Consider the following 22,407-nt stretch of genomic DNA (forward strand, 5'->3'; position numbering starts at 1 on the left):
TCCCGAAAGTCCCGATGAAGCGGAAAACTGTTGTTATTTTACTTTATTTATTCATTTCTTCGCCGTTCTATCCGCCGATTTTCATCTCGGCGATAAATCAATTTCCGGCGTTTTCTTCCTCTTTCGCCGCGATATAGAGAGTCAGCTCTCTTCCCTTTTTATCGCGGATCGTCAGTTCGCGCCACGAGAGGCGCCCCGCGTCCGGCGCCTGGTCGGCCGACGCGCCGAATCTCAGCTTTCCGAAATCCCTGCCGAACATCTCCGTCTCCTTCGCTGCGGTAGTCCACGTTATATCTCCGCTCGTCCCGCTTTCGCCGAGCTCTCCGACGACGACGCCGGCCTCGACGGCTTCGGCTTCGTTCAGAAGCCCCTCCCTCTCGCTTGTCTCGGCAAGAGTCTTCTGAGCCATTATGACGAGCTTGAGCGAGGCGGTGCCGACCGCGGCGAGAATCATCACCGCAAGCATGACCTCTATCAGAGTAAAGCCCCTCCGACGCGGCACGCGTTATCTCACCTGATACTTCAATTCGAGAGGCTTGCCGCCGCGCATGACCGAAACGTCGAAGCGCGAACCGGCCATCAGAGAATTGACGGCGTTAGCCGCGTCTCCCATGTTGGTTATTTTGACGCCGTTGACGGCCTGTATCACGTCGCCCTGAAGGACCCCGACGTGCGCGAATACGCTGTCGCCGTCGATGCGCTGCAGCAGCATCCCTTCGCCGTTCTCCGCCGGCACCATGCGCATTTTCCCGATTTCGTCGTAAGGATTCATCAAAAGCGCGTCGACGAGCTCTCGCGGCACGGCGCCCTCCCTGTCGGCCGAGGCCGGCTCTACGCCGGAGAAGTCTAACTTCGGCTTCGCCGGGGCGCGCGCCGCGGATTGCGCAGCCGCGGGAGGAGGAGGCGGCGGCGACTTGACCGCGGCCCCGCCGGAGAGGAGGAGGAAGAGCGGATGCGTTTCCCTCCCGTCGTCCAGAAGCGCTTCCCCGTATTTTATATTCACAAGCTTATAGCCGCCCACGCTTTGCCCCTTCAGATAAAGGCGCATCCCCTCGGGGCCGGATATCCACGCGCCGACGTTCGGCAGCGTACCGTGCAGGGTAAAGGCCGATAGGGGAGAGCGCGACGGCGCTTTCTCTGCGCCGCGCGCTTCGGCGCCGAAGGGGTTGGCCCGCGTAAAGTCCCCGAGCTCCCCGGCGCTTCCGGCGTTCGCGAAGGAGGGGGCGCGCAGCGCCGCCCTCACGGCCGCGCTCCTCTGCGCATCCAGAGAGGCGCCCAGAAGCGCGCCCTTCAGCATGAGACAGAGGCAGAGCGCCGCCAGCAGCCCCCCGACGAAGAGGGCCGGCAGCGCGCCCCGCAAAGCCTTTCCGCTTCCGCCGCGCGTTTCAAAGGGCGAACGGAGCGAGGCGAAAATTTTTCCGAATCTTTTAGCCTCGCCTCGCCGCGCGCCGCCGTTCATTTTATCTTTTGCGAAGGAGAATATTCTCATTTTTGAATCCTCCACTCGCCCTCTTTTATTTTCGTGAGCCTGACGACGCCCAGATTTTTCGCGAGCTCGAGCGCCCTGTCCATCTCCGGCGAGGTCCTGAGCAGGAGCTCGGCGCGCATCAGGCTGCCCTCTGAAGAGAGCTCGGCTCTGCCGGTCAAAGAAGTTTTTCCGACGAGCGCGATGTCGTCGAGCATGGCGCCGCCGCCGGAAAGCGTGAGCCGAGCGCTGCCGGAGTCCCATTCAAGAGACTGGCGCGTCACCGGCACGAGGCTGCCGCGCCCCGTTTCGATCCTGCATTTGAGCTTGCGCGAAAGGAGCGACGAGATCATCGACGGCGTGAACGAAGCTTCGCGCAGCGCAAGCCTGAAGACGGGAAAGTCCGCGGCGACGCCGCCGTAGCTAAAGCGCTTCGAAAATATCCCGTCCACCTCCGAGGAAGAGATAGTCAAGAAAATCCCGTTTTCGGCGGCGAAGCCGACGGCGAGATTCGCCGCGGTATCGGCCGCCGTCTTCCAGGGGAAAAATATGATGACGCCGCATACTATTCCCGCGAGTGCGGCCGCGGCGCCTGCGACGTACTTTCTCATTCCCTCGAGCCCTCGACAGTCAGAGTAACGTTTATCAGCCGCCCGTCCTTCTGCGACGAGAGCGCGCGAATCTCCGCCGTCTTGACGGAAAGGCCGTTCCTGCGGAGATCCTCGGCGAGCTTAGAGAACTCGTCGCCGTAAAGCCGGTTCAGCTGGAGCACGAGCCCCGACGGCGACGACGCGAGCTGCGCGACCCTCTCCTGAAGCCCGAGCTTCCCCACTATCTCCGAGAGCGCGGCAAGAGGCTCTTTGCCCGCGGAGGGCGCGGAGCTCGGATAGGACTTTATTTTCACAGCCGCCGAAAGCACCCGTCCCGCGTCGGCCTCGCGCTCCTCGTTCTCGGCGAGGGCCGAGAGGGCGAGCGAAAAGACGGAAAGCGCCGCCGCCCATATCAGCAACGTGACGAGCGCCGCGGAGCGCAGACGCTTAGCCTCGGGCATTTCGCACAATCCTTCGAGGGGCGTCACTCAGAGCGCCCCCCTTCGGAGAGGGTGAGTGTGAAGCGCATTCCTCCGCCGGGAATCCGCTGGACGTCGCCGGTCTTCGCGGCGAAGCCGTTCCTGCCGAGCGCGTCGCGGAGCTTTTGTATATCCTCCGCCTTCGACGCCTGTCCTTCAACTTCTGTGCGCTCAAGGCCGTAGCGTATAGCGTCGATCCGCACGGCTTTCGCGTCGGGCAGCTCCTTCCAAGCCGCGGCGAAGTTCGCGAGAGTCCCGTCGAGCGTGAGCTGTACTCCTCCGCCGGAGAGCAGGCCGAGCTGCTTCGTCGCGGAGGCGAGGGGGCTGCGGCTCGTCCCTCCGAGCGCGGCGGTGTATATTTCGCGCGGCGCGCTTTCGAAGGAAGACGCCGCGCGCTTGTTCTGTATGAGCAATATCGATGAAAGAATCAAAAAAATCAGGCCGACAGCCGAGGCCGCCTTCAGAGCGGCGAAGCAGGAGGCGAAAAAGGCGTCGCAGCGCTCGGCCGTCGAAGTCCCTCTGCTCGAAAGGTCCAGGCGGGATAGGGAGGGCGACGCGGCGAAAGAAGCTTCGGCCGCGCGGCGCAGCTCTTCCCGCGACAGGCTTTCGCCGTCGATTATGCGCACGTTGCCGGGCGCTATCTCGGCGCCGCAGGAGGAGGCGTAGCCGCGCATCAGATCCGCGAGCTCGCCGGCTCCCCCCTCGGAAGGAGACATGTATTTATAAAAGCGCGGTGTAAGGTCCTCTTCGAACCATATCGCACAGCAGCCGGAAACGCCCCGCCAGACGACGACGCCTCCTTCAGCTTCCGAGGCGAACGCGGCGGGAGCCGGCAGAAGGACGATCTCCCTGCCGAATTTTTCCTCGCACTCTTCGACCTCTTCTTTGGAGACGAACCACGCGGCGCCGCGCGTCAGGTCGGCGCGCTGCTCCGTTATCTGCGGAATCATCGAAAGCCTTTCGGCGAGGCCGCCGAGTATCGGGCGGAACGAGAAGGAAATCGCGTTCCTCAGGCTGCCTCTGCGGCCGAAGGGGTACGAAAAGGGGTAAAGGACCGCGGTGCGCAGCGGGACGAAGAAGACCCTTTTTTCGCCGGAGACGGCGCCGCCGGCGCCCTGCGAAGGGCCGTAAAATTTTATATTGCGCCGCGCTCCTACGAGCGGCGCGGAAGCCGAGCTCCCACCAAATAATTTTTTGACCTTTATCAGCCCGAATCCCCCTTTCACCCTGCGCTACCCTTCCCATTCCTCTATCATACAACTACCTTTGCTCCTGCGCACCCTGATTCTGTAATTTCTCGGCGCCCCGCCTTTCGGTTCGACGCGCATCTCAAGCAGAAAATCCGTGCTTTCATAGCCTATCACATTAGCGAGCTTTGTGGCAAGCGCAGGAGGAAAACCCGGCACGCGGCGCAGATCATCGAGGCTCTTTATCGGCCGCGAAAGCCGCGACGAGGCTACGCCCCGCGCGGTCTCAAGCGAAATTTCAGGGTCGAGCTTCGCTATCATCTCGGGCTCGGCCACGTTGACGTTTATCTTCTGCCCACCGAGCACGTCAAGATACCTTGCGACGCCGCCCGGATGCTCCTCGTCCCCCCACAATATCGCGTCGTCGATCTCCGGCAGAGCCTTCAGCTCGCAGAGGTCGGAGAGCGGCCTGTTTATATTTTTCTCGCTCTCGGCGCCGCCGAGCTTCTGCCTGTCGTCGACGTCGATGAAATCTATCACGCGCTGCGCGAGTTCCACGTGCCCCGCCTCTTCCCAGATGGCGTTCCAAGCCGCCCTATACTCCGCTCGCGGCGTCACGCCGTCCGGAAGCAGGATGGCGTTCAGCGGCATCTTTCCATTCAGCGGCGTCATATGCACAGTGACGGCGTAATTCCCTATTTCGATTCTGACGTCCTGCCCGGGCGCGTACAGCGGCTCGTCGAAACCGTCGTAGCCGTTGGCGTCCTCGGCGATTTTTTTGCCGGCGATTCCAGCGGCGATCTCGGCCGCGCCGCGGCACTTCAGAATGTTTTCGCGCGCCGCCGCACGCTTCGCCTCGGTGCGCGCGAACCACGCGAAGGCCGTGGCCGACGTCAGCAGCAGCGTCGTCGCGAAGAGCACCGAGATAAGGATGAAGCCTCTACTTCTTAGCGGCATTGGGGAACCTCCCGGTGTGAGAATACGTTCCGCGACTCGTAAAAATTTTCGTCCTCAGCGCCGTTGGAAGGGCGCCGGCGTAATCGTCCTCCCATTTTTCTCCGCCGTAGATCTGGAAGCGCACGCCCTCCGCTCCGGCGAGCGTCAGCTTCGCATCCTTCGCGTCGAGAGCGTCGGTGTCGACGTCCATCGGGCTCTTCGCGCCGCCGGAGGAGCTGTCGCCGGAGGCCGCGCCGTGCGACGCTTCGCCGACGATCGTCCAGCGATAGAGCCCACGCTTCTCCGACTCGAAAGGGCCTCCGCCGGCGATTTTGTACACCACGACGCCAGTACCCTTCCCCTCGAACTTCGGCGCCCCGCTCCAGATGACGAGCCGGTCGTCGTTCTCCCGCGAGAGGCCGCTCTTGTGGATCACCTTAAAGGAGGGGAAGGAGGGGTTAGCCACGACCCTGCGCGCGTCGGAATATATCCTTTCCACAGCGGCGGCCGGGCTGCGCCGCACTCCCCAGCGCGATTGCGCTTCATCGAGCGAGCCGACGGTAAAAACGAGCGGCGCCAGCTCGGCGGAGGCTATCACGCCGGCAAGCCCCGCTACGATCATTATCTCGATCAACGTAAAACCCGCGCGGCCGCGCATCTATTTCCGCTGTCAATCCGCGCTCGCCGCGCCCTCTCCGAGCGCGGAGGGATGCAGATACGGCGCGAGCCGCTCGAAGAGCGCTCCATCGCCTGTGCGCCGCACGATCTCTGCCAGCTCGAAGAGCTGCTTCGCCTGCGGGCGCGTGCCGAAGCTCTTCAGGAGCTGCCCGACGCACGCACGCAGATCCTCCGGCCTTCCGGTCGCCTTAGCGACGGAGAGCAGATGATACGCGAGCTGCTCGTTCGCCTCGTCGCGCTCCATCAGGCTCCTCATCGCCGCGTCGATGTGGGCGCGCTGCAGCGAAGCGCTGTTCGTCAACGTAGCGGCGCGCAGCCGCTTGTCGGCGGCGCAGCCCGACGCCAGGAAGAGCATCCCGGCGACGGAGACGGCGGCCAAGAAAACGCCGAAGCTCCTATAGGCCGCCGAGAAACGTATCCTCTCCGACGCGCCGCTTTCGGGAAAAATCTCCCTGTTGACGACGGCGAAGGCGAGCGACAGCCATATAACGTTTTCGATGCGGTGGAAGGGGCGGCTGAAGAGCGCGTCGAAGCATATCAGGAATATCATCGCACAGCCCCAGACGGCCATGTCCGATAAATTTTCCTTACGCGACAGCGCGCGCACGAAGGCTCGTAGCCACCACAGCATCGCGCCGAGCAGCGCGAGCGCGCCGAAGAGGCCGAATTCGGCGAGCCACTGCAGATATTCGCTGTGCGCCCAATAGGTGAACTGCCACTTCATCCAGGGGTGTTCCCTCAGAGCCCTGCCCTGCGCCTCGAGGTAATGCCACTTGAAGTGGCCGAGCCCCACGCCGGCCAGAGGATGCTCCTTAACGACGTTCCAGCTCGTCATCCATATTTCTTTCCGAGCGCCGACGTTCCTCGCGTTTACGAGCATGTCCGACGCCTTGCTGATGAGCGAGTAGGAGCGGCTCCATCCGAAATGCCCCATGCTGATGTTGAACGCGAGCGCCAGAAGGACGATAAGCGAAGCCGCGCCTATCGGCTTCAGAAGTTTCTTATCCTTACATCTGCATACGACGAGCGAAATTATTATGACGCCGGTGAGAAGAGAGAGCACTCCGGCGCGCGTCGTAGAGTTCCACAGCCCCCACGAGTTGAAGGCGAGCAGAAGCAAGTTCGCGTGCGCCGCAAAGCGGCGCCCTCCCCGCGCGGCGGAAGCCGAGATGCGCGCGTAACTCGTATGGAGGAATATCCCGTTCATCACGGCCATCGCCATCCAGAGGCCGAACATCTCCTGCTGTCCGGTGTTGCCGATGTAATTGCCCGGGACGTTCATTATCAGCGGGCATACTCCGTTCATGCCCCTAAGCAGCAGCTCGGCGAAGACTACGTTGACCGCGGCGTTGCAGTTCGCGAGCCAGAGCGCCGTCCGCAGCGCCTCTTCGCTGCCGAAGAGGTTATAGCAGAGCACATAGGCGGCGAAGAGCGACGCGAAGAAGAACCACTCCTTCATATAGGTGGAGCGCGCGAAGATGTCGGCCCAGAGAGGCTGAAGCGTAACGAAGGCGAGCAGCGCGAACCACAGCAGGGCGAAGCCGTCGAAGCGGAAGCCGGTGCGCTCCGGCCCGTAAAGCGCGAGGACCGCACCGCCGGTCAGAGAAAGCAGGGCGACCGGCACCATCGTCCACGCCCATTTCATTATATGCAGCGTGTCGAACCAGGAGGGGCCGGAGAAGATAAGGTTCGGCAGCGCGAGCGATATGAGGATCAGCGGGTAAAATATCCATTTCGGCAGCAGCGGCAGGGCGCGCCCCGACGCCGGCAGCCGCGGATTCTCTTTCCTGTATACTTTTCTACCCGAATTTTTCATAAATAAGCCACCTGCTTTGAGCCGTGCGCCACGGCCCGCTTAAAAAATTTGAATTTAATAGCCGTTGCCGTAGCCGCTTTCAAAGCGCGAGAATTCGCGGAAGAAAACGAGATTTATCTTGCCGGTCGGCCCGTTTCTGTTTTTCGCGATGATCATCTCGGCCGTCGCGTCGTTCATGTCGTTCTCCTGAGCGTAATAGGCTTCGCGGTAGAGGAAGGCGACCATGTCGGCGTCCTGCTCTATAGAGCCGCTTTCGCGCAGGTCGGAGAGCTGCGGGCGCCTGTTGCTCTTGTCGCGCTTCTCGACGTCGCGCGAAAGCTGCGACAGCGCGAGCACCGGCACTTTGAATTCGCGCGCGATGCTCTTCAGCGTGCGCGATATCTCCGAGACCTCCTGAGTGCGGTTCTCTATCCTGCGCGCGGCCTGCATTAGCTGTAGGTAGTCGACTATCACGAGCCCAAGCCCTCCGCCGTGCTTAGCGAAGAATCTGCGGCAGCGTCCGCGCAGCTCGACCGTGTTCAGCTGCGAGGTGTCGTCTATGAACACAGGGCTCTTCTCGATAGCGGCCGCCGCCTCCTTAAGCTTCTGCCACTGCTCCGTCTGCTGGCGGTTCGATTCGAAGAGCTCCCTGAGGTTGACCTTAGCTTCAGACGAGAGCATCCTCTGCACGATCTGCTCGGCTGACATCTCCAGGCTGAAGATGACGACCGGGACGTTTTCCCGCATCGCAGCGTGCTGCGCGATGTTTATCGCAAGGGCCGTTTTCCCCATCGACGGACGCGCCGCTAAGATGTAAAGCCCGCCGGGCTGCAGTCCCGCCGATACGCTGTCGAAATCGCGGAAGCCGGAAGGCACGCCTGTGACGGCGAGGCCGCCGGCGAGGCGCTTTTCGATGTCCCGCATCGCCGAGGTGAGGACTTCGTGGGTAGAGCGCAGGTTGACCGCCTTTCCGCTGCGCGCGATCTCAAATACGCGCTGCTCCGCCGTTTCAAGCGCGTCGTCGACGCCGACATCTTCGCTGAAGCCGAGCTTCGATATGTCGCTGCCGACGACTATCAGAGAGCGGTGCACCGCTTTATCGCGCACTATTCCGGCGTGATACTCCACATTCGCCGTCGTCGTGACGGACTCCGCGAGCGACGCGATGAAGGAAAGGTTGCCGATCGTCTGTTCGAGCCCCTGCTTTTTGGCCTCTTCGCGGAAGGTCAGCGCATCTACCGCTATGTCGCGCTCCGCCATGCCGATCATCAGCTCGAAGACCTTGCGGTGGCGCGGGTCGTAAAAATCTTCGGGCGAGAGGCTCTCCATCACCGCGACCAGGGCGCCGGAGTCAAGAAGGCATGAGCCGAGCACCGAGCGCTCCGCCTCAAGGTTGAAGGGGGGTATCCTCTCGAAGCCGCCGGGATTCTCCAAATCTACTCAGTCTCCACTCTGAGAGTCATCTCCGCTTCGACGCCGGGATAAAGTTTTATCTTGAAGGGGTACGAGCCGCTCTGCTTGACGGCCTCGTCTATCTTTATGTCTTTTTTGTCTATGTCGGCGCCGTACTGGACCGCGAGGGCGTCGGCGATCTGAGCCGAAGTCACGCTTCCGAAGAGCTTTCCGCCTTCGCCGGCGCTCGCCTTGACGGAAACGAGCTTGCCGGCGAGCTTTTTCCTCGCCTCTTCGGCCGCCCTGCGCAGCTTTTCGTCGCGCAGCTTCTGGGTCTTCTGAAGCTCCTGATATTCGCGCAGCCTGCCGGGAGTGCCCTCTTCGGCGAGCCCGCGCCCGATCAGAAAGTTGCGTCCGTATCCGTCCGAGACCTCGAGCAGATCTCCTTTTTTGCCGACCTTGGCGACATCCTGTTTCAATATGACCTTCATTATCTATCTCCTCCTTATTTTTATCCTCTTCCGTAAATCGTACCATATATCAAAAATGCCGAGCATCGACAGTATATACGAGACCGGCGAGAAAAATATGCAAAGCAGCATGAGCACGACGCGCACAGCTCTGCTCACGCCGAAGGAACGCAGGAAATACCAGAAGAGCGACAGCCCCTCGGCGAGGAAAAGCGCGCGCAGCACCTCCATAAGATTCAGAGATAGCGTCTTAAGCACGGCTTCCTGCGGGAAAGCCTTCGCCGCTACGTCGAGGACGAGCGTCGCGAGCAGCGCCCAGAAAATATTCTGCGGGAATCGCCACAGCGCGAAGGGCGGAAGCTGCGGGAGCTTCACCTCCGGCGTTTTTTTGAAATAAAGCCGCGCGGCGGCGTAGCAGAGCAGAGCGTCGGCGGCCGAAAAAAGTATCAGCATCGACGGCATCATCATCGATACAGTGCGAATCAGCGTGTCCGCGTAAGAGCCGACGTCATCCTGAGATAAAGAGACTCCGCCCTGCGAAAGCAGCGACGAGAAGGAGGAGATGAGCGACTGCGCGGCGTCGTGCGAGAGCGCGAAGGGATTGACGCCGGACGTGCTTACAAAGGCATACATCAGAATCAGCTTCGACGCTATCGACGCCGCGACGGCGCAGAGGATATAGTCCGAGCCGCTTTTGAACTTCGAAAGCAGAAAGCCCTCGGCCGCGCCGAGAGCGCCGAAGCCGCACGCGTAAACGAAGGCGTAGGCAGCTCCCGCCATGCCGAAAACGAACGCCGTGCCGAAGAGCGCGCCAAGCGCTCCGGCGCGCGCGCCCAGCTTTCTCGTCAGTACCATGAGCGGAAACGGCGCGATGAAAACGACGAACGGAGACAAAAAAGGCGCGCCCGTCGCGACGGTAAACGCGGCTATGCTCGCAGCCGTACAGCTAAGCCATTCTACAAATAACTTTCTTTTCACGTCAGACCTCCGCCGCGCCGTTACCGCGCGAAATAATTTATATTATAACAGACCGCATGATTTTATCCGCGGGCGCCGATAACCGCCGCAGCTCCGCGCACGCAAAATAAAGCCGGAAGAGACGAACGAAGGTCCGAGTCTTCCGGCTTTGAAGATTTGCTGCAGGCGCCGTGGAAAAATCTTTTAATCCGACGTGTACGGAAGAAGCGCGATCAGCCTTGCGCGTTTGATCGCGCGCGTGAGCTGGCGCTGATGCTTCGCACAGGTGCCCGTCACGCGGCGCGGTATTATCTTGCTGCGTTCCGTTATATATCTCTTGAGCTTGTCGATATCTTTGTAGTCGATATGCTCGACTTTTTCCACGCAGAAATGACAAACCTTAGGCCTGTGTTTGCGGCGCTTGCGGTTGAATGCTGCGTTTTCCATTTACCTCTACACCTCTTTCTGCTAAAACGGTATCTCTACGTCTCCGGACTGGTCGGCCCCGCCTCCGAGTTCCGAGAAGTCGAGCGGGAAGCCGTCGTCGAAGCCGCCCTCGTTCCTCAAGCTGCCCATATCCGGTGCGGGCATCGCGTCGGACTGCTGCTGAGCTTGATGCTGATAAGGCTGCTGACCGCCGTAATTCTGCTGCTGGTAACTTCCGCTCTGGTCGCCGTCCCTGCGCGGCGATCCAAGGAGGACTATGTTTTCGGCTACGACCTCGGTCACCCATTTGTGCTGCCCGGTTTTGACGTCGTCGTAGTCGCGCGTGCTTATGCGCCCTTCGACGAGAATCTGGCTGCCTTTTTTGACGTAACGCTCCAGAAGGTCCGCGGTAAAGCTCCACGCTGTCACGGTAATGAAATCCGTGTGGCTCTGCAGTTCGCCCGTGACTTTGTTCTTCCACTGGCGTCCCGTGCAGAGCGTGAAGCGCGCTACCTTCTGCTTGCTCGGCGTGAAACGGACTTCCGGATCGCGCGCGAGCCGCCCCATCAGGATGACTCTGTTGAAATCACGCGACATCGCTACTTCTCCTCCAGGTTGACGACCATATGGCGCACAACGTAGGGCTTGAGCGTAAGGAGACGTTCCATCTCCTTGACCTGAGCTGGGTCGAGCTTGAACGTGTAGAGTGTGTAGAAGCCCTCTAACTCTTTTTCGATGGGGTAGGCAAAACGCTTTTTGCCCCAAAGGTCGATCTTCTCAACCTCTGCTCCCAATCCGCGCACGATCTCGGCCGCATCTTCGGATACAGTTTTATGATCCTCGATGTCCGCCTTAAAAATCACTACCATTTCGTAAGACCGCACGTACTTCACCTCCTCCCTTTGGACTCTGGTCTCCTTTTCAAAAGAGACAGGGAAACACATTTATGTATTGTACTTCAGCAGCAGAGCTATTGCAAGTTGTCCTGCGAAGTGACCTCTATTTTATAAATCCTGTCGCCCGAGCGCACAAGGTTGAACTGCTCCGTCGCGAGGCGCGATATGCCCTCCGGAGTGCTGTAATAGCTGATGTCCTGCTTCAGCTTCTGAGTCTTGCGCTCCTCCCCGACAAGCTCTTCCATCCGCTTGTCGAGCGTGGCGGCGAGCGTGTCGACTTTGCGTATCTCCTTGAAGAAGGAGGTCAGCAGCACCGCTATCAGAAAGGTGACCGCCGCGGTAAAGAGCACCCAGCGCAGCTTCGGAGCGTTCATTCCCAGCCGCCCCTCCCGTCTTTCTACATTTTCTCCGGCGCGGAGACGCCGAGTATGCCAAGGGCGTTCTTAAGCGTGACGCGCGCCGCCTCTACAAGCAGGATGCGGCTCTTCATCAGCTTTTCTTCGGCGCCTATCACGTGCTGCGCGTTGTAGAAGGAATGGAAAGCCTCGGCGAGTTCGGAGGCGTAGTAGACTATGAGATGCGGCGCCGTTTCCTTGGCGCCCTTCGCTATCTCCTCCGGGAAGCGCGAGATCGCCTTCGCTAGCCCTACCTCCGCTGGATCCGTCAGCAGAGAGACGTCGAAGTCGTCCATCGCGGGCATCGCTATGCCGCGTTCGGCGAGCTCCCGCTCTATGCTGCATATGCGTGCGTGGGCGTACTGGATATAAAAGACGGGGTTCTCCGACGACGCTTTTTTCGCGAGTTCGAGGTCGAAGTCCACCGTGCTGTCGCAGCGGCGCATCACGAAGAAGAGGCGCGCCGCGTCGCGGCCTACCTCCTCCATTATCTCGCGCAGCGTGACGATAGTGCCGGCGCGTTTCGACATCTGCACCGGTTTGCCGTCGCGCAGCAGGTTCACCATCTGAATCAGCAGCACCTCGACGCCGTCGTCGGGATATCCGAACGCCTTGTTAACGGATTTGAGGCGCGGCACGTAGCCGTGATGGTCGGCTCCCCAAACGTAAATATTTTTCTCGAAGCCGCGGTCGTATTTGTTTTTCAGATAGGCGACGTCCGACGTGAAATATGTCGGAGCGCCGTTCGTGCGTATAAGGACGCGGTCCTTGTCGTCGCCGAACATCGTCGAGCGGAACCAGAGGGCGCCGTCCGCCTCGTAGGCGTAATCGCGGGCGCGCAGCGCCTGCATCGCCGGCTCGACCAGGTTGTCTTCGTAGAGAGACTTTTCCGAGAACCAGACGTCGAACTTGACGCCGAAGTCCTCAAGGTCTTTCTTTATCATTTCGAGGACCATTCTGCCGGTTTCCTCGGAGAAGGTTTCGACGGTCTCTTCGAGGGGTTTTTCCGCGAGCGAATCTCCGTATTTTTCGACGAAGGCCTTAGCTATGTCCGTCATATATTCTCCGCGGTAGCCGTCCTCGGGCATGGGAGCTTCCTTTGCGCGCCCGAGCTCCTCGAAATAGCGCGCCTGTGCTGATTTGCCGAGCAGCTCCATCTGAAGCCCCGCGTCGTTGATGTAATATTCGCGCTCCACGCTGTATCCGGCGAAATCGAGCAGAGAGGCCGTTATGTCTCCTACCGCGGCGCCGCGCCCGTGCCCCATGTGGAGCGGGCCGGTCGGGTTTGCGCTGACGAACTCCACCTGCACGCGACGCCCTTTGCCTATGTCGACGCGCCCGTAATCGGCTCCCTTTTCTATAGCAGCCCTGACAGTTTCGGTTATCCAGTTTGAAGAAAGCTTAAAATTCATGAAGCCGGGGCCCGCGACCTCAGCCCTCTCTATGAGGTCGCCGTTCGGGAGCTTAGCTATGATCGCCTCGGCAAGCTCTCGCGGCTTTTCGTCGAAAGGCTTCGCCAACTGCATCGCTATATTAGTGGCCCAGTCTCCGTGCCCCTCCTGGCGCGGACGCTCGAGGCGCACTTCAAAGCCTTCAGGGAGTTCGCGCCCCTTCTCCACGGCGACTTCCTTCACAGCCGCGCCGAGCGCGTTCTTAAGTTCCTCTGTCATGTTCTGCAAAACGCTACACTCCTTTTAAAAATTTTATGCTTCGCCCTTCTACTTCCTGAACGGCAGGTCGAGGACCGGCCAACGCAGCGTAGCCGCAAGCTCTTCTTTCATCAGCTGCGCCGTCATGCTGTCCGCCGCGCGCGTCTTTACCGACCATACGCTGTCCGCGAGCAGCTCGGCCTTCTTGGGCCAGTGCGTTATGGATTCCTTCAATACTACCTTAGTGCCGTCGCCCAGCTTCTTAAGCGGCGGCATCTGAAGCATCCTGTATCCTTTAGGCATGTCCATGCGCACCTTCTGATCTATCACGAACGGGAAACGAAGCGTATACTGTTTTTCCTGTCTTATCATCTCGCTGACCTGCAGCGGTACCCCTCCCGGCAGGCGCAGCAGCATGCTGCCGCCGTGGACTATTCCGGGCGCGCAGCGCACCGCGAAGGTGAGCCGGTAGCCGGTAGGGAGGAGTTCGGTCTTCCTCGGCGCTATCTCCATCCCGGAGATAGCAAAGTTGATTCTCTTTATAAGGAAGTCGGAGAGCTCGTTCGGCTCCGGCAACTCACCGCCGGAGAAGAGCTCGCTCCAGCCGCCGGTCGCAGTAACATCGAGAGTTCCGTCCGCTCTCCCCATATCGTCAAGATTGAGCTTCCACAGCAGCGCGAGCCTGTTGTCGGACGACGCGCCAGACGGAAGCCTTTTTGATACATATCCGTCGTCCGTCGGCGCGTAAACCTCCGTCCCCGCTATCGAGGAGGGAATCTTAGACGCCGAGAAGGGCAGGCCCGCTTTGAAATACGACGTCTTGCCCCTCTCGCTCGCCCTTACCTCGAGCACCGGCGCCTCAAAGAGCGTCGTGGAGGCCGGCACGGCTTCGTCCAGAGGCATCTTAGCCTCCCACCAGAGGGAGGCCTCGCAGCCCGCCGTCTCGAGCCACCTCTTCAGGATGAACGTCTGTTCCCACGGAGTCCACGGGCCGTCCTCAGGAATCTGTTCGGCCGTTCTTACGTAATCTCCCGGATAGCCTTTAAGCGTGCGCTGCGGAGCGGCGACGTATTCCGCAAGCCTTGCGCCGGCGCGCCGCCCGTCCCCCCTTACCGCCGCAGGCAGGGGGATGGGCGGCATGGACCGCGCAAGCTCGTTGAGCTTGCGGAGGCTCTGAGAGGCTCCCTTCCTTGTGCTGAAGGAGAGCATAGGACGTTCGTTCAGCACGAAGCCCTCGCCGTGCCACGGCAGCTGATTCATTACCTGCCACTTGTAGCTCCTGACGTTGTTCCTTTCGGAGACCGAAGGCTCCTTCATATCTCGCCCGGCCCAGAAGAGCTCCATGCCCGCCGGCACTTCGACGCTGACGTTCTGCTCCCATATCGGAAGGCTGCCCGCCATGTTTATCGTCTCGTCTACACCGTAGGTCCCAGCGCGCTTTTCGTGCGTGACTATGACTACGGCGCGGCCGACGGCGGCATCCGGCACCCCGACTACCTTTACGGACGCGCCTCCCGCTAATTTCTCCTCGGCGACGGGGAGTTCGCCCTCTTTCACGCCGGTCATAGTGTTGTACCACGCCGCTTCGGTCACAGACAGCTCGCCGCCCGCGGGAGCGGGATAGCGGGAGGCTTTCCAATCTAACGGAACATTCTCGCCCATCATTATTATCGTTCGTCGGAAGATGTCCATAGAGCCGTCAGCGAGCATTTTCGATTCGAAATCGCGCTGCCATATCACCGCGCTGTTGACGCCGAAGGTCTCCAGCGACGGGACTTCTTTTTTCAGGCGGGCTATTTCTTCACCGCTGTCCCACGCGGAGGCCGAAGCCGCCGCACAGAGAAGTAACGCGCACGCCGAGGCGAGCGCAAAGGCCTTTTCGAGCAAAGTTTTATTCATAAAATAAATTGCCCTCCGTTTTTTATTTATTCTTTCCGCAGCACTGCTTATATTTTTTCCCGCTTCCGCAGGGGCACGGATCGTTGCGCCCTATCTTGACGCCGCTTACGATCGGCCGCGTCTTCTGCGCGGTCGCGACGGCGCCGGGATTTTCCATGTCGTCGCCGTACGTTCCGCTCGACGCCGCCGGAATGTCGATGGCGTCGCGGCTTTCGCGCCACTTCCTGCTGCGCTCACCGCGCTCCGGCTCCTTCGTTACTACCGAGACCCTCAGCGCGAACTCCGTGATGCCCTCGCGCACGCGCGTCAGCATCTCTTGGAAGAGGCTGAAGGACTCGAACTGATATTCGACGAGCGGATCTTTCTGTCCTATCGCGCGCAGCCCGATGCCGCGGCGCAGTTCGTCCATCGCGAGCAGATGTTCCTTCCAGTTCTTGTCGAGCACCTCGAGGAGTATGTATCTGAATATCTGCTCGGAGATTTCCTTTCCAAGCTCTTCCGTCTTCTGCGTGAAGCGCGCGCGTATCTCGTTAAGAATCTTCGGGCGGAGCTCTTCAAGCTCCTCTTCGCTCCCTATCCCCTCGAGAGGACGCGAAATGCCGGGCCAGAAGAGCGCGTTCAGTCGGACGGCGGCCGCGTTGACGTTGGGCCCTTCGTCGTTCTTATCGGCAAATATCTTGTCTAACTGAGCCGTTGCCGTGTCTTCGAGGATCGAGAGGGTACGCCCTATCGTGTCCTCGTCCTCCAGTATGTCGGCGCGTTCGGCGTAGACCGCTTCGCGCTGTCTGTTCATGACGTTGTCGTAGGCTAAGAGCTGTTTGCGTATGTCGAAGTGCATCTCCTCGACTTTCTTCTGCGCGTTCTCGATGGCCTTCGAAAGAAGCGGATGCTCTATCGACTCGCCCTTCTCCATGCCGAGCTTTTCCATGATCCCCGATATTCTGTCGCCGCCGAAGAGGCGGATAAGGTCGTCTTCTAGGGCGATGTAGAAGCGGCTCTCGCCGGGGTCGCCCTGACGGCCGGAACGCCCGCGCAGCTGATTGTCTATGCGGCGCGACTCGTGTCGTTCTGTGCCTATTATGCGCAGCCCGCCGGTCGCGATGACCTTCTCATGCTCTTCGGCGCAGCTCTTCCTGTATTTTTCCAGCGTCTCGTAGTAGAGCTCGGGCTCGGCCGCCGGGTCTTTCCCCTCTTTTTCTATTTCTTCGCGCGCCAGAAACTCTGGGTTGCCTCCGAGCACGATGTCGGTGCCGCGCCCGGCCATGTTCGTCGCGACGGTGACCGCCCCCAAGCGCCCGGCCTGGGCTACGATCGCCGCTTCCTTGTCGTGTACCTTCGCGTTCAGCACGTTGTGAGGAATCTTGCGCGCGTGCAGCAGCCGGCTGACGCGCTCCGAGTGCTCTATCGAAGCGGTGCCTATCAGGATAGGCTGCCCCTTCTTGTGATACTCCGCCGCTTCGTCGGCGGCGGCGCTGTATTTTTCCTCGACGGTCTTGTAAACGGCGTCGGGATTGTCGACGCGTATCATAGGCTTGTGCGTAGGCACGACGACGACGTTAAGGCCGTAAATTTCCTTGAATTCCTCCGCTTCCGTCAGCGCCGTGCCCGTCATGCCGGCCAGCTTTTTGTATATGCGGAAGTAGTTCTGCAACGTGATCGTGGCGAGCGTCTGATTTTCGCGCCCGACCCGCACGCGCTCCTTCGCCTCTATCGCCTGGTGCAGCCCGTCGGAATAGCGGCGGCCGAACATCAGCCGCCCGGTGAATTCGTCGACTATGATGATCTCGCCCTCTTTGACGACGTAGTGCACGTCGCGCTGGAAAAGATGGTGAGCCTTCAGCGCCTGCACGATCTTATGGGCGAGCGAAGAGTTTGCGAAATCGGTGAAGAGGTTCGGAAGCTTCATGATGTTTTCAGCCTTCGCGATGCCCTCTTCCGTCAGAGCGAGGTTGCGCTCCTTTTCGTCGACTTCGAAGTCGCGCCCCTTGACGAGCTCGCGCGCGACGGAGTCTGCGACGCGGTAGGGCTCCGTGTCGTCCTCGGAGGGACCGGAAATGATGAGCGGAGTCCGCGCCTCGTCTATCAGTATCGAGTCGACCTCGTCGACGATGCAGTAGAAATGCCCGCGCTGCACCTGCTGATTCTTCTGAATCGCCATGTTGTCGCGCAGGTAGTCGAAGCCGAATTCGCTGTTCGTCCCGTAAGTTATGTCGCAGCGGTAGGCCTCGGCGCGGGCCTCCTCCGACATGAACGGAGAGATGACGCCGACCGTCAGCCCCACACCCTTGTAGACGGGCCCCATCCACGCGGCGTCGCGCGATGCAAGGTAGTCGTTCACCGTGACGACGTGCACGCCGTTCTTAGTTATAGCGTTAAGCGCGACGGCCAGAGTCGCGACGAGCGTCTTTCCCTCGCCCGTCTTCATCTCGGCGATGTTGCCGTCGTTGAGAGCCATGCCGCCTATCAGCTGCTCTTTGAAGTGGCGCAGCCCGAGCGTCCTCTTCGAGACTTCGCGCACGCGTGCGAAAACCTCCGGCAGGATATCGTCGAGCGTTTCACCTTTATCAAGGCGTTCTTTGAAAACCGCCGCCGACCGCGCGAGCTCTTCGTCGGAAAGTTTTTCCGTTTCGGTCTCGTAGGAATCTACTATCTCAGCTCTTTTCTCATATTTCGCCAGCGCCCTCTCGTTCGGATCGAGGCCGAGCGCCTTTATAACGCCGTTAATAAATCCCATCTATCTATTTTCCACCTTTCGTGCGGCACAGGACAACTGCCCGCACATCTCATGCGTTACTGTGGGTGATTATATACTTATATGGAGATCGAAGTCAAAATTTTTCCGGCGAAGGCTCTCGCCCGGCTTTGGCACCTCTTCCTCTATTGACATACATTCAATCAATCATGTTAAAATAAAAGTAATCAACGCTTTATGTTTTAATTCAGACTAAGGAGGGAATTTCCCATGCAGGAAAAGAAAAAGCTGTCTCTCATCGCAAAGATAGGAATAGGTTTCATCATAGGCCTGATTCTGGGGTTCGTCATCGGCCCGCTTGCGCCTAACTCGCCGTTCGTCGCAAAGGTCATACTGCCCGTGCTGCAGCTGATAGGAAACATTTTCCTCTCTCTGCTCAAGATGCTCATAGTCCCGCTCGTCTTCTCAAGCCTCGTAATGGGCGCTTCGTCGATAGGCGATCCTAAGGTGCTCGGCCGCATCGGCGTCAAGACGATAGCCTTTTACCTCGGCACTACGATCGTAGCCATCGTCATCGGGCTGCTTCTCGGCAATATCATCCAGCCGGGCGTCGGCATGGCGATCGAAGGCGCGAAAGCCGTAGCTAAAGAGCCGCAGACGATCTTCGACGTAATCCTCAACATCTTCCCCGCTAATCCGCTGAAAGCGCTCGTCGAAGGCATAATGCTTCAGGTCATCGTATTTGCGCTCTTCCTCGGCGTAGCAGCGACGCTTATCGGAGAAAGGGGAAAGGCGTTCCTCGAATTCAACTCTTCTCTCGCAGAGGTCATGTTCAAAATCACTGCGATCGTGATGAAAACCGCTCCGCTCGGAATATTCGCGCTGATAGCCGTCACCGCGGCGAAATACGGGCCGGCGGTGCTGGCTCCGTTTGCGAAGGTCATATTCGCCATCTACCTCGGCTGCATACTACAGATGCTCCTCGTCTACTCGGGGCTCATCGCAGGCATAGTGCATAAGAGCCCGATGTGGTTCTTCAGCGGCGTGCGCGAGGCGATGCTCGCGGCTTTCGTCACCAGGACGAGCGCCGGAGTCCTCCCGATCTCTATGGACAACGTGCAGAACAAACTCGGAGTCAGCGAAAACGTCTCCTCATTCGTACTGCCGCTCGGCGCCACTATCAACATGGACGGGACGGCGATATATGAAGGCGTCTGCGCCCTCTTCATAGCGCAGGCCTTCGGGATAGACCTCAGCCTCGGCGCGCAGTTGGGCATACTCATGACCGCGACGCTCGCTTCGATAGGCACGGCCGGCGTCCCCGGCGCGGGGCTCATCATGCTGTCGATGGTCCTGCTATCGGCGGGGCTTCCGATCGAAGGCATGGCGCTCGTCGCCGGCATCGACGCGGTGCTCGACATGGCGAGGACTTGCGTCAACGTGACTGGCGACATGTGCGTCTCGGCAGTTATCGCGAAGACGGAGGGAGAAAAACTCTGATCGCTTCAACGGCATACGATAAACCCTAAGCCCAGCGGCCGCAGTACAAAATCAAATTATCCTTTCGACCAAAAAAACGCCTGTCCTGATGGAAAATATCGTAAATCTGTAATAAGATGGGCGCAGTAAATCAAAAATCGGGAGGTACGGGAATGCCGCTTACAAAGGAAGAAGTCCACGCGAAGCTCGACGGGATGGGAATCAAATACGAGACGACGAAACACGCGCCGGTCTACACGATAGACGAGATGAAGCTGATAGAGGGGATGAAGATCGAAGACGTCTGCAAAAATCTTTTCCTGCGCGACGAAAAGGGCAAGCGTCATTTTCTCGTCGTCCTCGACGAGGCGAAGAGCGCGGACCTCAAATCGATCCGCGCGCAGATCGGAAGCACGCGGCTGAGCTTCGCCTCCGAGGAACGCCTGATGGACAATCTCGGGCTGACAAAGGGCGCGGTGACGCCGCTCGGAGTGCTTAACGACTGCGCGGCGAACGTCGAGGTGCTGATCGACGGGGATCTTCGCGGCCGCCCGCATCTCGGCGTGCACCCCTGTGACAACACCGAGACTCTGTGGCTCTCTTACGCCGACCTGGAAAAAATAATAAAATCGCGCGGCAACAGCTTGAAGTTTATAAAGCTGTAAAATTTTATCCCGGGACTTGCGGACAAAACTTCAGCTAAGGCGGATTTTTCCTCGCAAATACGGTTCGCTCCGTCCTTTGAGGTTGGACGGAGCGAGCGTTTTGTGCGTGAGTGCTTATTTCTTTAATTTTTTGCTTTTTCTAATAAACAGCGCTAAGGGCGCTAAAGCCGCCAGCGCAAAGGGCGCGGCTCCGGCGCTGCACCCGCCGCCGTGCGACCCGCGCTCCTCTTCCATCGCGAAGGAGAACTGTTTTTTATAGTCACGCTTCATCGCGAGCTGAAGCGTGAGGTCGGTCAGGTTGTAGACCGCCGACCACTGGGTCATGCTCGTCGCTTCCTCGGTCTCCGGCTGGCTCACGAGCTCGAGCAGGGACATCGCTTCCGTATCCGTCAAAATACCCTTCTTGAAAGAGAGCGTTTCTTTTATGATGTTGTAGCGGTCGCGTCCGCGGCTCTGGTCGTCGTAGCCTGGCGTCAGATAGAAGTTCGTCACGTAATTTTCTTCGAGCACGTGGAGCTTCCCGTTACCAGGGCCATATTCGACGACGACGGTCCTGCCTGTGGCGTCCGCGATGCAGAAGTGGAAGTTCGCGTCCGGCATCGCCGACTGCATATCGTATCCCTCAAGCAGGGCGAGAGCCTCGTCGACGTCCTTGGCGCGGTCGAGCATCAGCCTAAGCGCCACGGTCGTCATAATTTTGTTTTTCCCGCTTTCCTGCCGAGTCGCGGCGCTGCGCAGCTTCAACACGCTGACCGCGAGCCCCTTTTCGTTCATTCCGTCCATTATCATATAGGGCGCGCCGACCAGCAGCGACAGGTCGGTTTTGCCGTCGCTGATGCTTCCCTCTTCGTAGCCGGCCCAGCCGGCGTCGGCTACCCCGATCGACGCATAGCGCCCCTTGGGCTTTGTGCGAATCACTATCGACGTCATCTTCATCTTGTAGTCGAAGTTGCGTCCGTAGAGAATTTTCCCGTCGTCGGTCTTCGCGGTGAAGGCGCTGCAGCCGGCGTCCGCCGCGCCCCCGACCGGTGCGCCCTCCAGCAGCATCTTGTCCCTTATGTACTTTAACATCGCTTCGGTGCTGTCTACGTCCGACTTCAGCACGTCGTCGAGCATGTAGTCGGCGCTGTAGTCCATCGTGTAGAGCAGCCCGCCGTCGATATCCCTCAGCGTGGCGATCGACGCCTTCTGCGCTTCGGTCTTAAGGTAGGCGGCGGGATTCGAAGCCGCGAAGGCGGAGCCTGCCGCGAGGAAAATAAGCGCGGCGGCGGTGAACAACGTTTGCTTTGACAATGGTGATTCCTCCCCTGTCTCTCCCTTTTGGTTTATATGCACTATTTTATTATAATGTTTTTGCTCTTGTCCGGCAAGGCATTTTTTCGGCGAAGCGCCGTCAGCCAAGATATTTAGCGCCGTCCAGCGCTTCATTGCTCAGCCTGTCAGCGCGCTTGTTCTTTTCACGCGGTATCCATTCGTAGGATACTTCCATGCCTTCGGAGAGGCTCCAGGCTTTTTCGGCGAGCTCACGCAGGTGGGGGAGGTTTATCTTCCAGCGCTTCGAGAGCTGGCAGACGACGAGCCGGCTGTCGCCGCGGACCTTCAGCTTCCGCGCGCCGCGCTCCTTCGCGGCCTCCAGAAGAATGATCGCCGCGCCGTACTCCGCCTCGTTGTTGGTCTTTCTGCCGAGGTAGCGGGCCGTCTCCCATATCACATTGCCCGCGTCGTCGGAAAGATAGGCGCCGGCGCCGGCTTCTCCCGGGTTGCCGCGCGACGCTCCGTCAAAGTGTCCTATCATTTTATGCACCAGCTTCCTTTCCCCGCGTTTTTTGCGCTATACTTTTTTATTATATATTATGCAGCTTTGGGGGTAAATTACGATGGCGCAGGCTAAGAAGACGAACGCAGTGAGGATGCTGGAGGGAATGAAGATTCCCTTCGAGCTCCTCGAATACGCGATAGATGAAAAGGAGCTGTCGGCTGAGGACGCCGCGGCGAAGACCGGCATCGCCCCTGAGCGCACTTTCAAAACGCTCTGCTGCCGCGGCGACAAAAGCGGCGTGATGATGGTCTGTGTGCCGGCTGGGCGCGAGCTCGACTTCAAGGCCCTCGCCGCCGCCTCCGGCAACAAAAGCGCCGAGCTCGTCCACTTAAAAGAGGTACAGGGACTGACCGGTTACGTGCGCGGCGGCTGTTCCCCTCTCGGCACGAAGAAAAAGTATCCGGTGATCGTCGACGCTTCTGCGCTCTCCTTCGATTTCATCACGGTTAACGCCGGACACCGCGGGCTGCTCTTCAAGCTCGCACCATCCGACCTCGTGCGCGCCGCCGGCGCGAAGACCGCGCCGGTCGTAAGGTGA

The 22,407-nt window shown here is 59.6% G+C and carries 23 protein-coding genes; 3 read left to right on the forward strand and 20 right to left on the reverse strand.

What is annotated here, in order from left to right:
- Positions 1–97: 97 nt before the first annotated feature.
- The 18 genes from EH55_RS04355 to secA all read right to left on the reverse strand — a co-directional run bounded on the left by EH55_RS04355 (position 98) and on the right by secA (position 17,948).
- Positions 98–502, reverse strand: coding sequence for a type II secretion system protein (locus EH55_RS04355; RefSeq protein ID WP_141730497.1), 405 nt, complete (start codon positions 500–502; stop codon positions 98–100).
- 3 nt (positions 503–505) lie between these two features.
- Positions 506–1,489: a type II secretion system protein GspC gene (gspC, locus tag EH55_RS04360; protein ID WP_037975098.1), complete on the reverse strand. Its 984-nt coding sequence runs from the start codon at positions 1,487–1,489 to the stop codon at positions 506–508.
- Positions 1,486–2,076 (reverse strand): type II secretion system protein GspN, encoded by a 591-nt coding sequence (gspN, locus tag EH55_RS14395; protein WP_037975100.1) that lies wholly within the window; start codon positions 2,074–2,076, stop codon positions 1,486–1,488. Before gspN ends, gspC begins: the two co-directional genes overlap by 4 nt.
- A complete protein-coding gene (gspM, locus tag EH55_RS04370) occupies positions 2,073–2,543 on the reverse strand; it encodes a type II secretion system protein GspM (protein WP_037975101.1) in 471 nt (156 codons plus the stop codon). The genes gspN and gspM overlap by 4 nt, the downstream gene beginning before the upstream one ends.
- A complete protein-coding gene (gspL, locus tag EH55_RS04375; protein WP_037975102.1) occupies positions 2,540–3,760 on the reverse strand; it encodes a type II secretion system protein GspL in 1,221 nt (406 codons plus the stop codon). Before gspL ends, gspM begins: the two co-directional genes overlap by 4 nt.
- Before the next feature lie 6 nt (positions 3,761–3,766).
- Entirely contained in the window at positions 3,767–4,678 is a 912-nt protein-coding gene (locus EH55_RS04380) for a type II secretion system protein GspK (protein WP_037975103.1), read from the reverse strand.
- A complete protein-coding gene (locus EH55_RS04385; RefSeq protein ID WP_037975105.1) occupies positions 4,662–5,315 on the reverse strand; it encodes a type II secretion system protein in 654 nt (217 codons plus the stop codon). The genes EH55_RS04380 and EH55_RS04385 overlap by 17 nt, the downstream gene beginning before the upstream one ends.
- Positions 5,316–5,327: 12 nt before the next feature.
- On the reverse strand, positions 5,328–7,151 hold the full coding sequence (locus EH55_RS04390; protein WP_051682640.1) for an O-antigen ligase family protein: 1,824 nt from the start codon (positions 7,149–7,151) through the stop codon (positions 5,328–5,330).
- A gap of 54 nt (positions 7,152–7,205) precedes the next feature.
- Entirely contained in the window at positions 7,206–8,564 is a 1,359-nt protein-coding gene (gene dnaB, locus EH55_RS04395) for a replicative DNA helicase (protein WP_037975107.1), read from the reverse strand.
- A 2-nt stretch (positions 8,565–8,566) separates the two neighbouring features.
- A complete protein-coding gene (gene rplI, locus EH55_RS04400; RefSeq protein WP_037975108.1) occupies positions 8,567–9,013 on the reverse strand; it encodes a 50S ribosomal protein L9 in 447 nt (148 codons plus the stop codon).
- A 3-nt stretch (positions 9,014–9,016) separates the two neighbouring features.
- Positions 9,017–9,970, reverse strand: coding sequence for a DUF2232 domain-containing protein (locus EH55_RS04405; protein WP_037975110.1), 954 nt, complete (start codon positions 9,968–9,970; stop codon positions 9,017–9,019).
- 183 nt (positions 9,971–10,153) lie between these two features.
- The gene (gene rpsR, locus EH55_RS04410) at positions 10,154–10,396 is read right to left on the reverse strand and encodes a 30S ribosomal protein S18 (RefSeq protein ID WP_037975113.1); all 243 of its coding nucleotides are present in this window, start codon (positions 10,394–10,396) and stop codon (positions 10,154–10,156) included.
- Between the two features lie 21 nt (positions 10,397–10,417).
- Complete coding sequence (locus tag EH55_RS04415) at positions 10,418–10,972, reverse strand: single-stranded DNA-binding protein (RefSeq protein WP_037975115.1); 555 nt, start codon at positions 10,970–10,972, stop codon at positions 10,418–10,420.
- A 2-nt stretch (positions 10,973–10,974) separates the two neighbouring features.
- Entirely contained in the window at positions 10,975–11,259 is a 285-nt protein-coding gene (rpsF, locus tag EH55_RS04420; RefSeq protein ID WP_037975117.1) for a 30S ribosomal protein S6, read from the reverse strand.
- Positions 11,260–11,345: 86 nt separating this feature from the next.
- Positions 11,346–11,645, reverse strand: coding sequence for a hypothetical protein (locus EH55_RS04425; RefSeq protein ID WP_037975119.1), 300 nt, complete (start codon positions 11,643–11,645; stop codon positions 11,346–11,348).
- Positions 11,646–11,668: 23 nt separating this feature from the next.
- Entirely contained in the window at positions 11,669–13,345 is a 1,677-nt protein-coding gene (gene argS, locus EH55_RS04430; protein ID WP_037975121.1) for an arginine--tRNA ligase, read from the reverse strand.
- Between the two features lie 39 nt (positions 13,346–13,384).
- Positions 13,385–15,214 (reverse strand): hypothetical protein, encoded by a 1,830-nt coding sequence (locus EH55_RS04435; RefSeq protein WP_037975123.1) that lies wholly within the window; start codon positions 15,212–15,214, stop codon positions 13,385–13,387.
- A gap of 22 nt (positions 15,215–15,236) precedes the next feature.
- On the reverse strand, positions 15,237–17,948 hold the full coding sequence (gene secA / locus EH55_RS04440; RefSeq protein WP_037975125.1) for a preprotein translocase subunit SecA: 2,712 nt from the start codon (positions 17,946–17,948) through the stop codon (positions 15,237–15,239).
- A 228-nt stretch (positions 17,949–18,176) separates the two neighbouring features.
- Between secA and EH55_RS04445 the strand changes: the two genes are divergently transcribed.
- A complete protein-coding gene (locus EH55_RS04445; RefSeq protein ID WP_037975127.1) occupies positions 18,177–19,406 on the forward strand; it encodes a dicarboxylate/amino acid:cation symporter in 1,230 nt (409 codons plus the stop codon).
- A gap of 152 nt (positions 19,407–19,558) precedes the next feature.
- Positions 19,559–20,050, forward strand: coding sequence for a prolyl-tRNA synthetase associated domain-containing protein (locus EH55_RS04450; protein WP_037975129.1), 492 nt, complete (start codon positions 19,559–19,561; stop codon positions 20,048–20,050).
- 114 nt (positions 20,051–20,164) lie between these two features.
- On the opposite strand, the gene EH55_RS04455 is transcribed toward EH55_RS04450, so the two are convergent.
- Positions 20,165–21,343 (reverse strand): C45 family autoproteolytic acyltransferase/hydolase, encoded by a 1,179-nt coding sequence (locus EH55_RS04455; RefSeq protein ID WP_160170724.1) that lies wholly within the window; start codon positions 21,341–21,343, stop codon positions 20,165–20,167.
- 100 nt (positions 21,344–21,443) lie between these two features.
- Positions 21,444–21,845, reverse strand: coding sequence for a ribonuclease HI family protein (locus tag EH55_RS04460; protein WP_051682642.1), 402 nt, complete (start codon positions 21,843–21,845; stop codon positions 21,444–21,446).
- A gap of 82 nt (positions 21,846–21,927) precedes the next feature.
- Here EH55_RS04460 and ybaK point away from each other — a divergent pair, with 82 nt between their 5' ends.
- Positions 21,928–22,407, forward strand: coding sequence for a Cys-tRNA(Pro) deacylase (gene ybaK, locus EH55_RS04465; protein WP_037975133.1), 480 nt, complete (start codon positions 21,928–21,930; stop codon positions 22,405–22,407).

Source organism: Synergistes jonesii, from assembly GCF_000712295.1.
Lineage (GTDB): Bacteria > Synergistota > Synergistia > Synergistales > Synergistaceae > Synergistes > Synergistes jonesii.

Excerpts from the sequence above, each read along its gene's own strand:
- EH55_RS04415 (WP_037975115.1), bottom strand. The coding sequence starts at position 10,972 with ATGTCGCGTGATTTCAACAGAGTCATCCTGATGGGGCGGCTCGCGCGC.
- ybaK (WP_037975133.1), top strand. The coding sequence starts at position 21,928 with ATGGCGCAGGCTAAGAAGACGAACGCAGTGAGGATGCTGGAGGGAATG.
- EH55_RS04380 (WP_037975103.1), bottom strand. The coding sequence starts at position 4,678 with ATGCCGCTAAGAAGTAGAGGCTTCATCCTTATCTCGGTGCTCTTCGCG.
- EH55_RS04450 (WP_037975129.1), top strand. The coding sequence starts at position 19,559 with ATGCCGCTTACAAAGGAAGAAGTCCACGCGAAGCTCGACGGGATGGGA.
- EH55_RS04390 (WP_051682640.1), bottom strand. The coding sequence starts at position 7,151 with ATGAAAAATTCGGGTAGAAAAGTATACAGGAAAGAGAATCCGCGGCTG.
- gspC (WP_037975098.1), bottom strand. The coding sequence starts at position 1,489 with ATGAGAATATTCTCCTTCGCAAAAGATAAAATGAACGGCGGCGCGCGG.
- EH55_RS04385 (WP_037975105.1), bottom strand. The coding sequence starts at position 5,315 with ATGCGCGGCCGCGCGGGTTTTACGTTGATCGAGATAATGATCGTAGCG.
- EH55_RS04460 (WP_051682642.1), bottom strand. The coding sequence starts at position 21,845 with ATGATAGGACACTTTGACGGAGCGTCGCGCGGCAACCCGGGAGAAGCC.
- EH55_RS04425 (WP_037975119.1), bottom strand. The coding sequence starts at position 11,645 with ATGAACGCTCCGAAGCTGCGCTGGGTGCTCTTTACCGCGGCGGTCACC.
- rpsR (WP_037975113.1), bottom strand. The coding sequence starts at position 10,396 with ATGGAAAACGCAGCATTCAACCGCAAGCGCCGCAAACACAGGCCTAAG.
- secA (WP_037975125.1), bottom strand. The coding sequence starts at position 17,948 with ATGGGATTTATTAACGGCGTTATAAAGGCGCTCGGCCTCGATCCGAAC.
- rplI (WP_037975108.1), bottom strand. The coding sequence starts at position 9,013 with ATGAAGGTCATATTGAAACAGGATGTCGCCAAGGTCGGCAAAAAAGGA.
- gspN (WP_037975100.1), bottom strand. The coding sequence starts at position 2,076 with ATGAGAAAGTACGTCGCAGGCGCCGCGGCCGCACTCGCGGGAATAGTA.
- EH55_RS04445 (WP_037975127.1), top strand. The coding sequence starts at position 18,177 with ATGCAGGAAAAGAAAAAGCTGTCTCTCATCGCAAAGATAGGAATAGGT.
- EH55_RS04435 (WP_037975123.1), bottom strand. The coding sequence starts at position 15,214 with ATGAATAAAACTTTGCTCGAAAAGGCCTTTGCGCTCGCCTCGGCGTGC.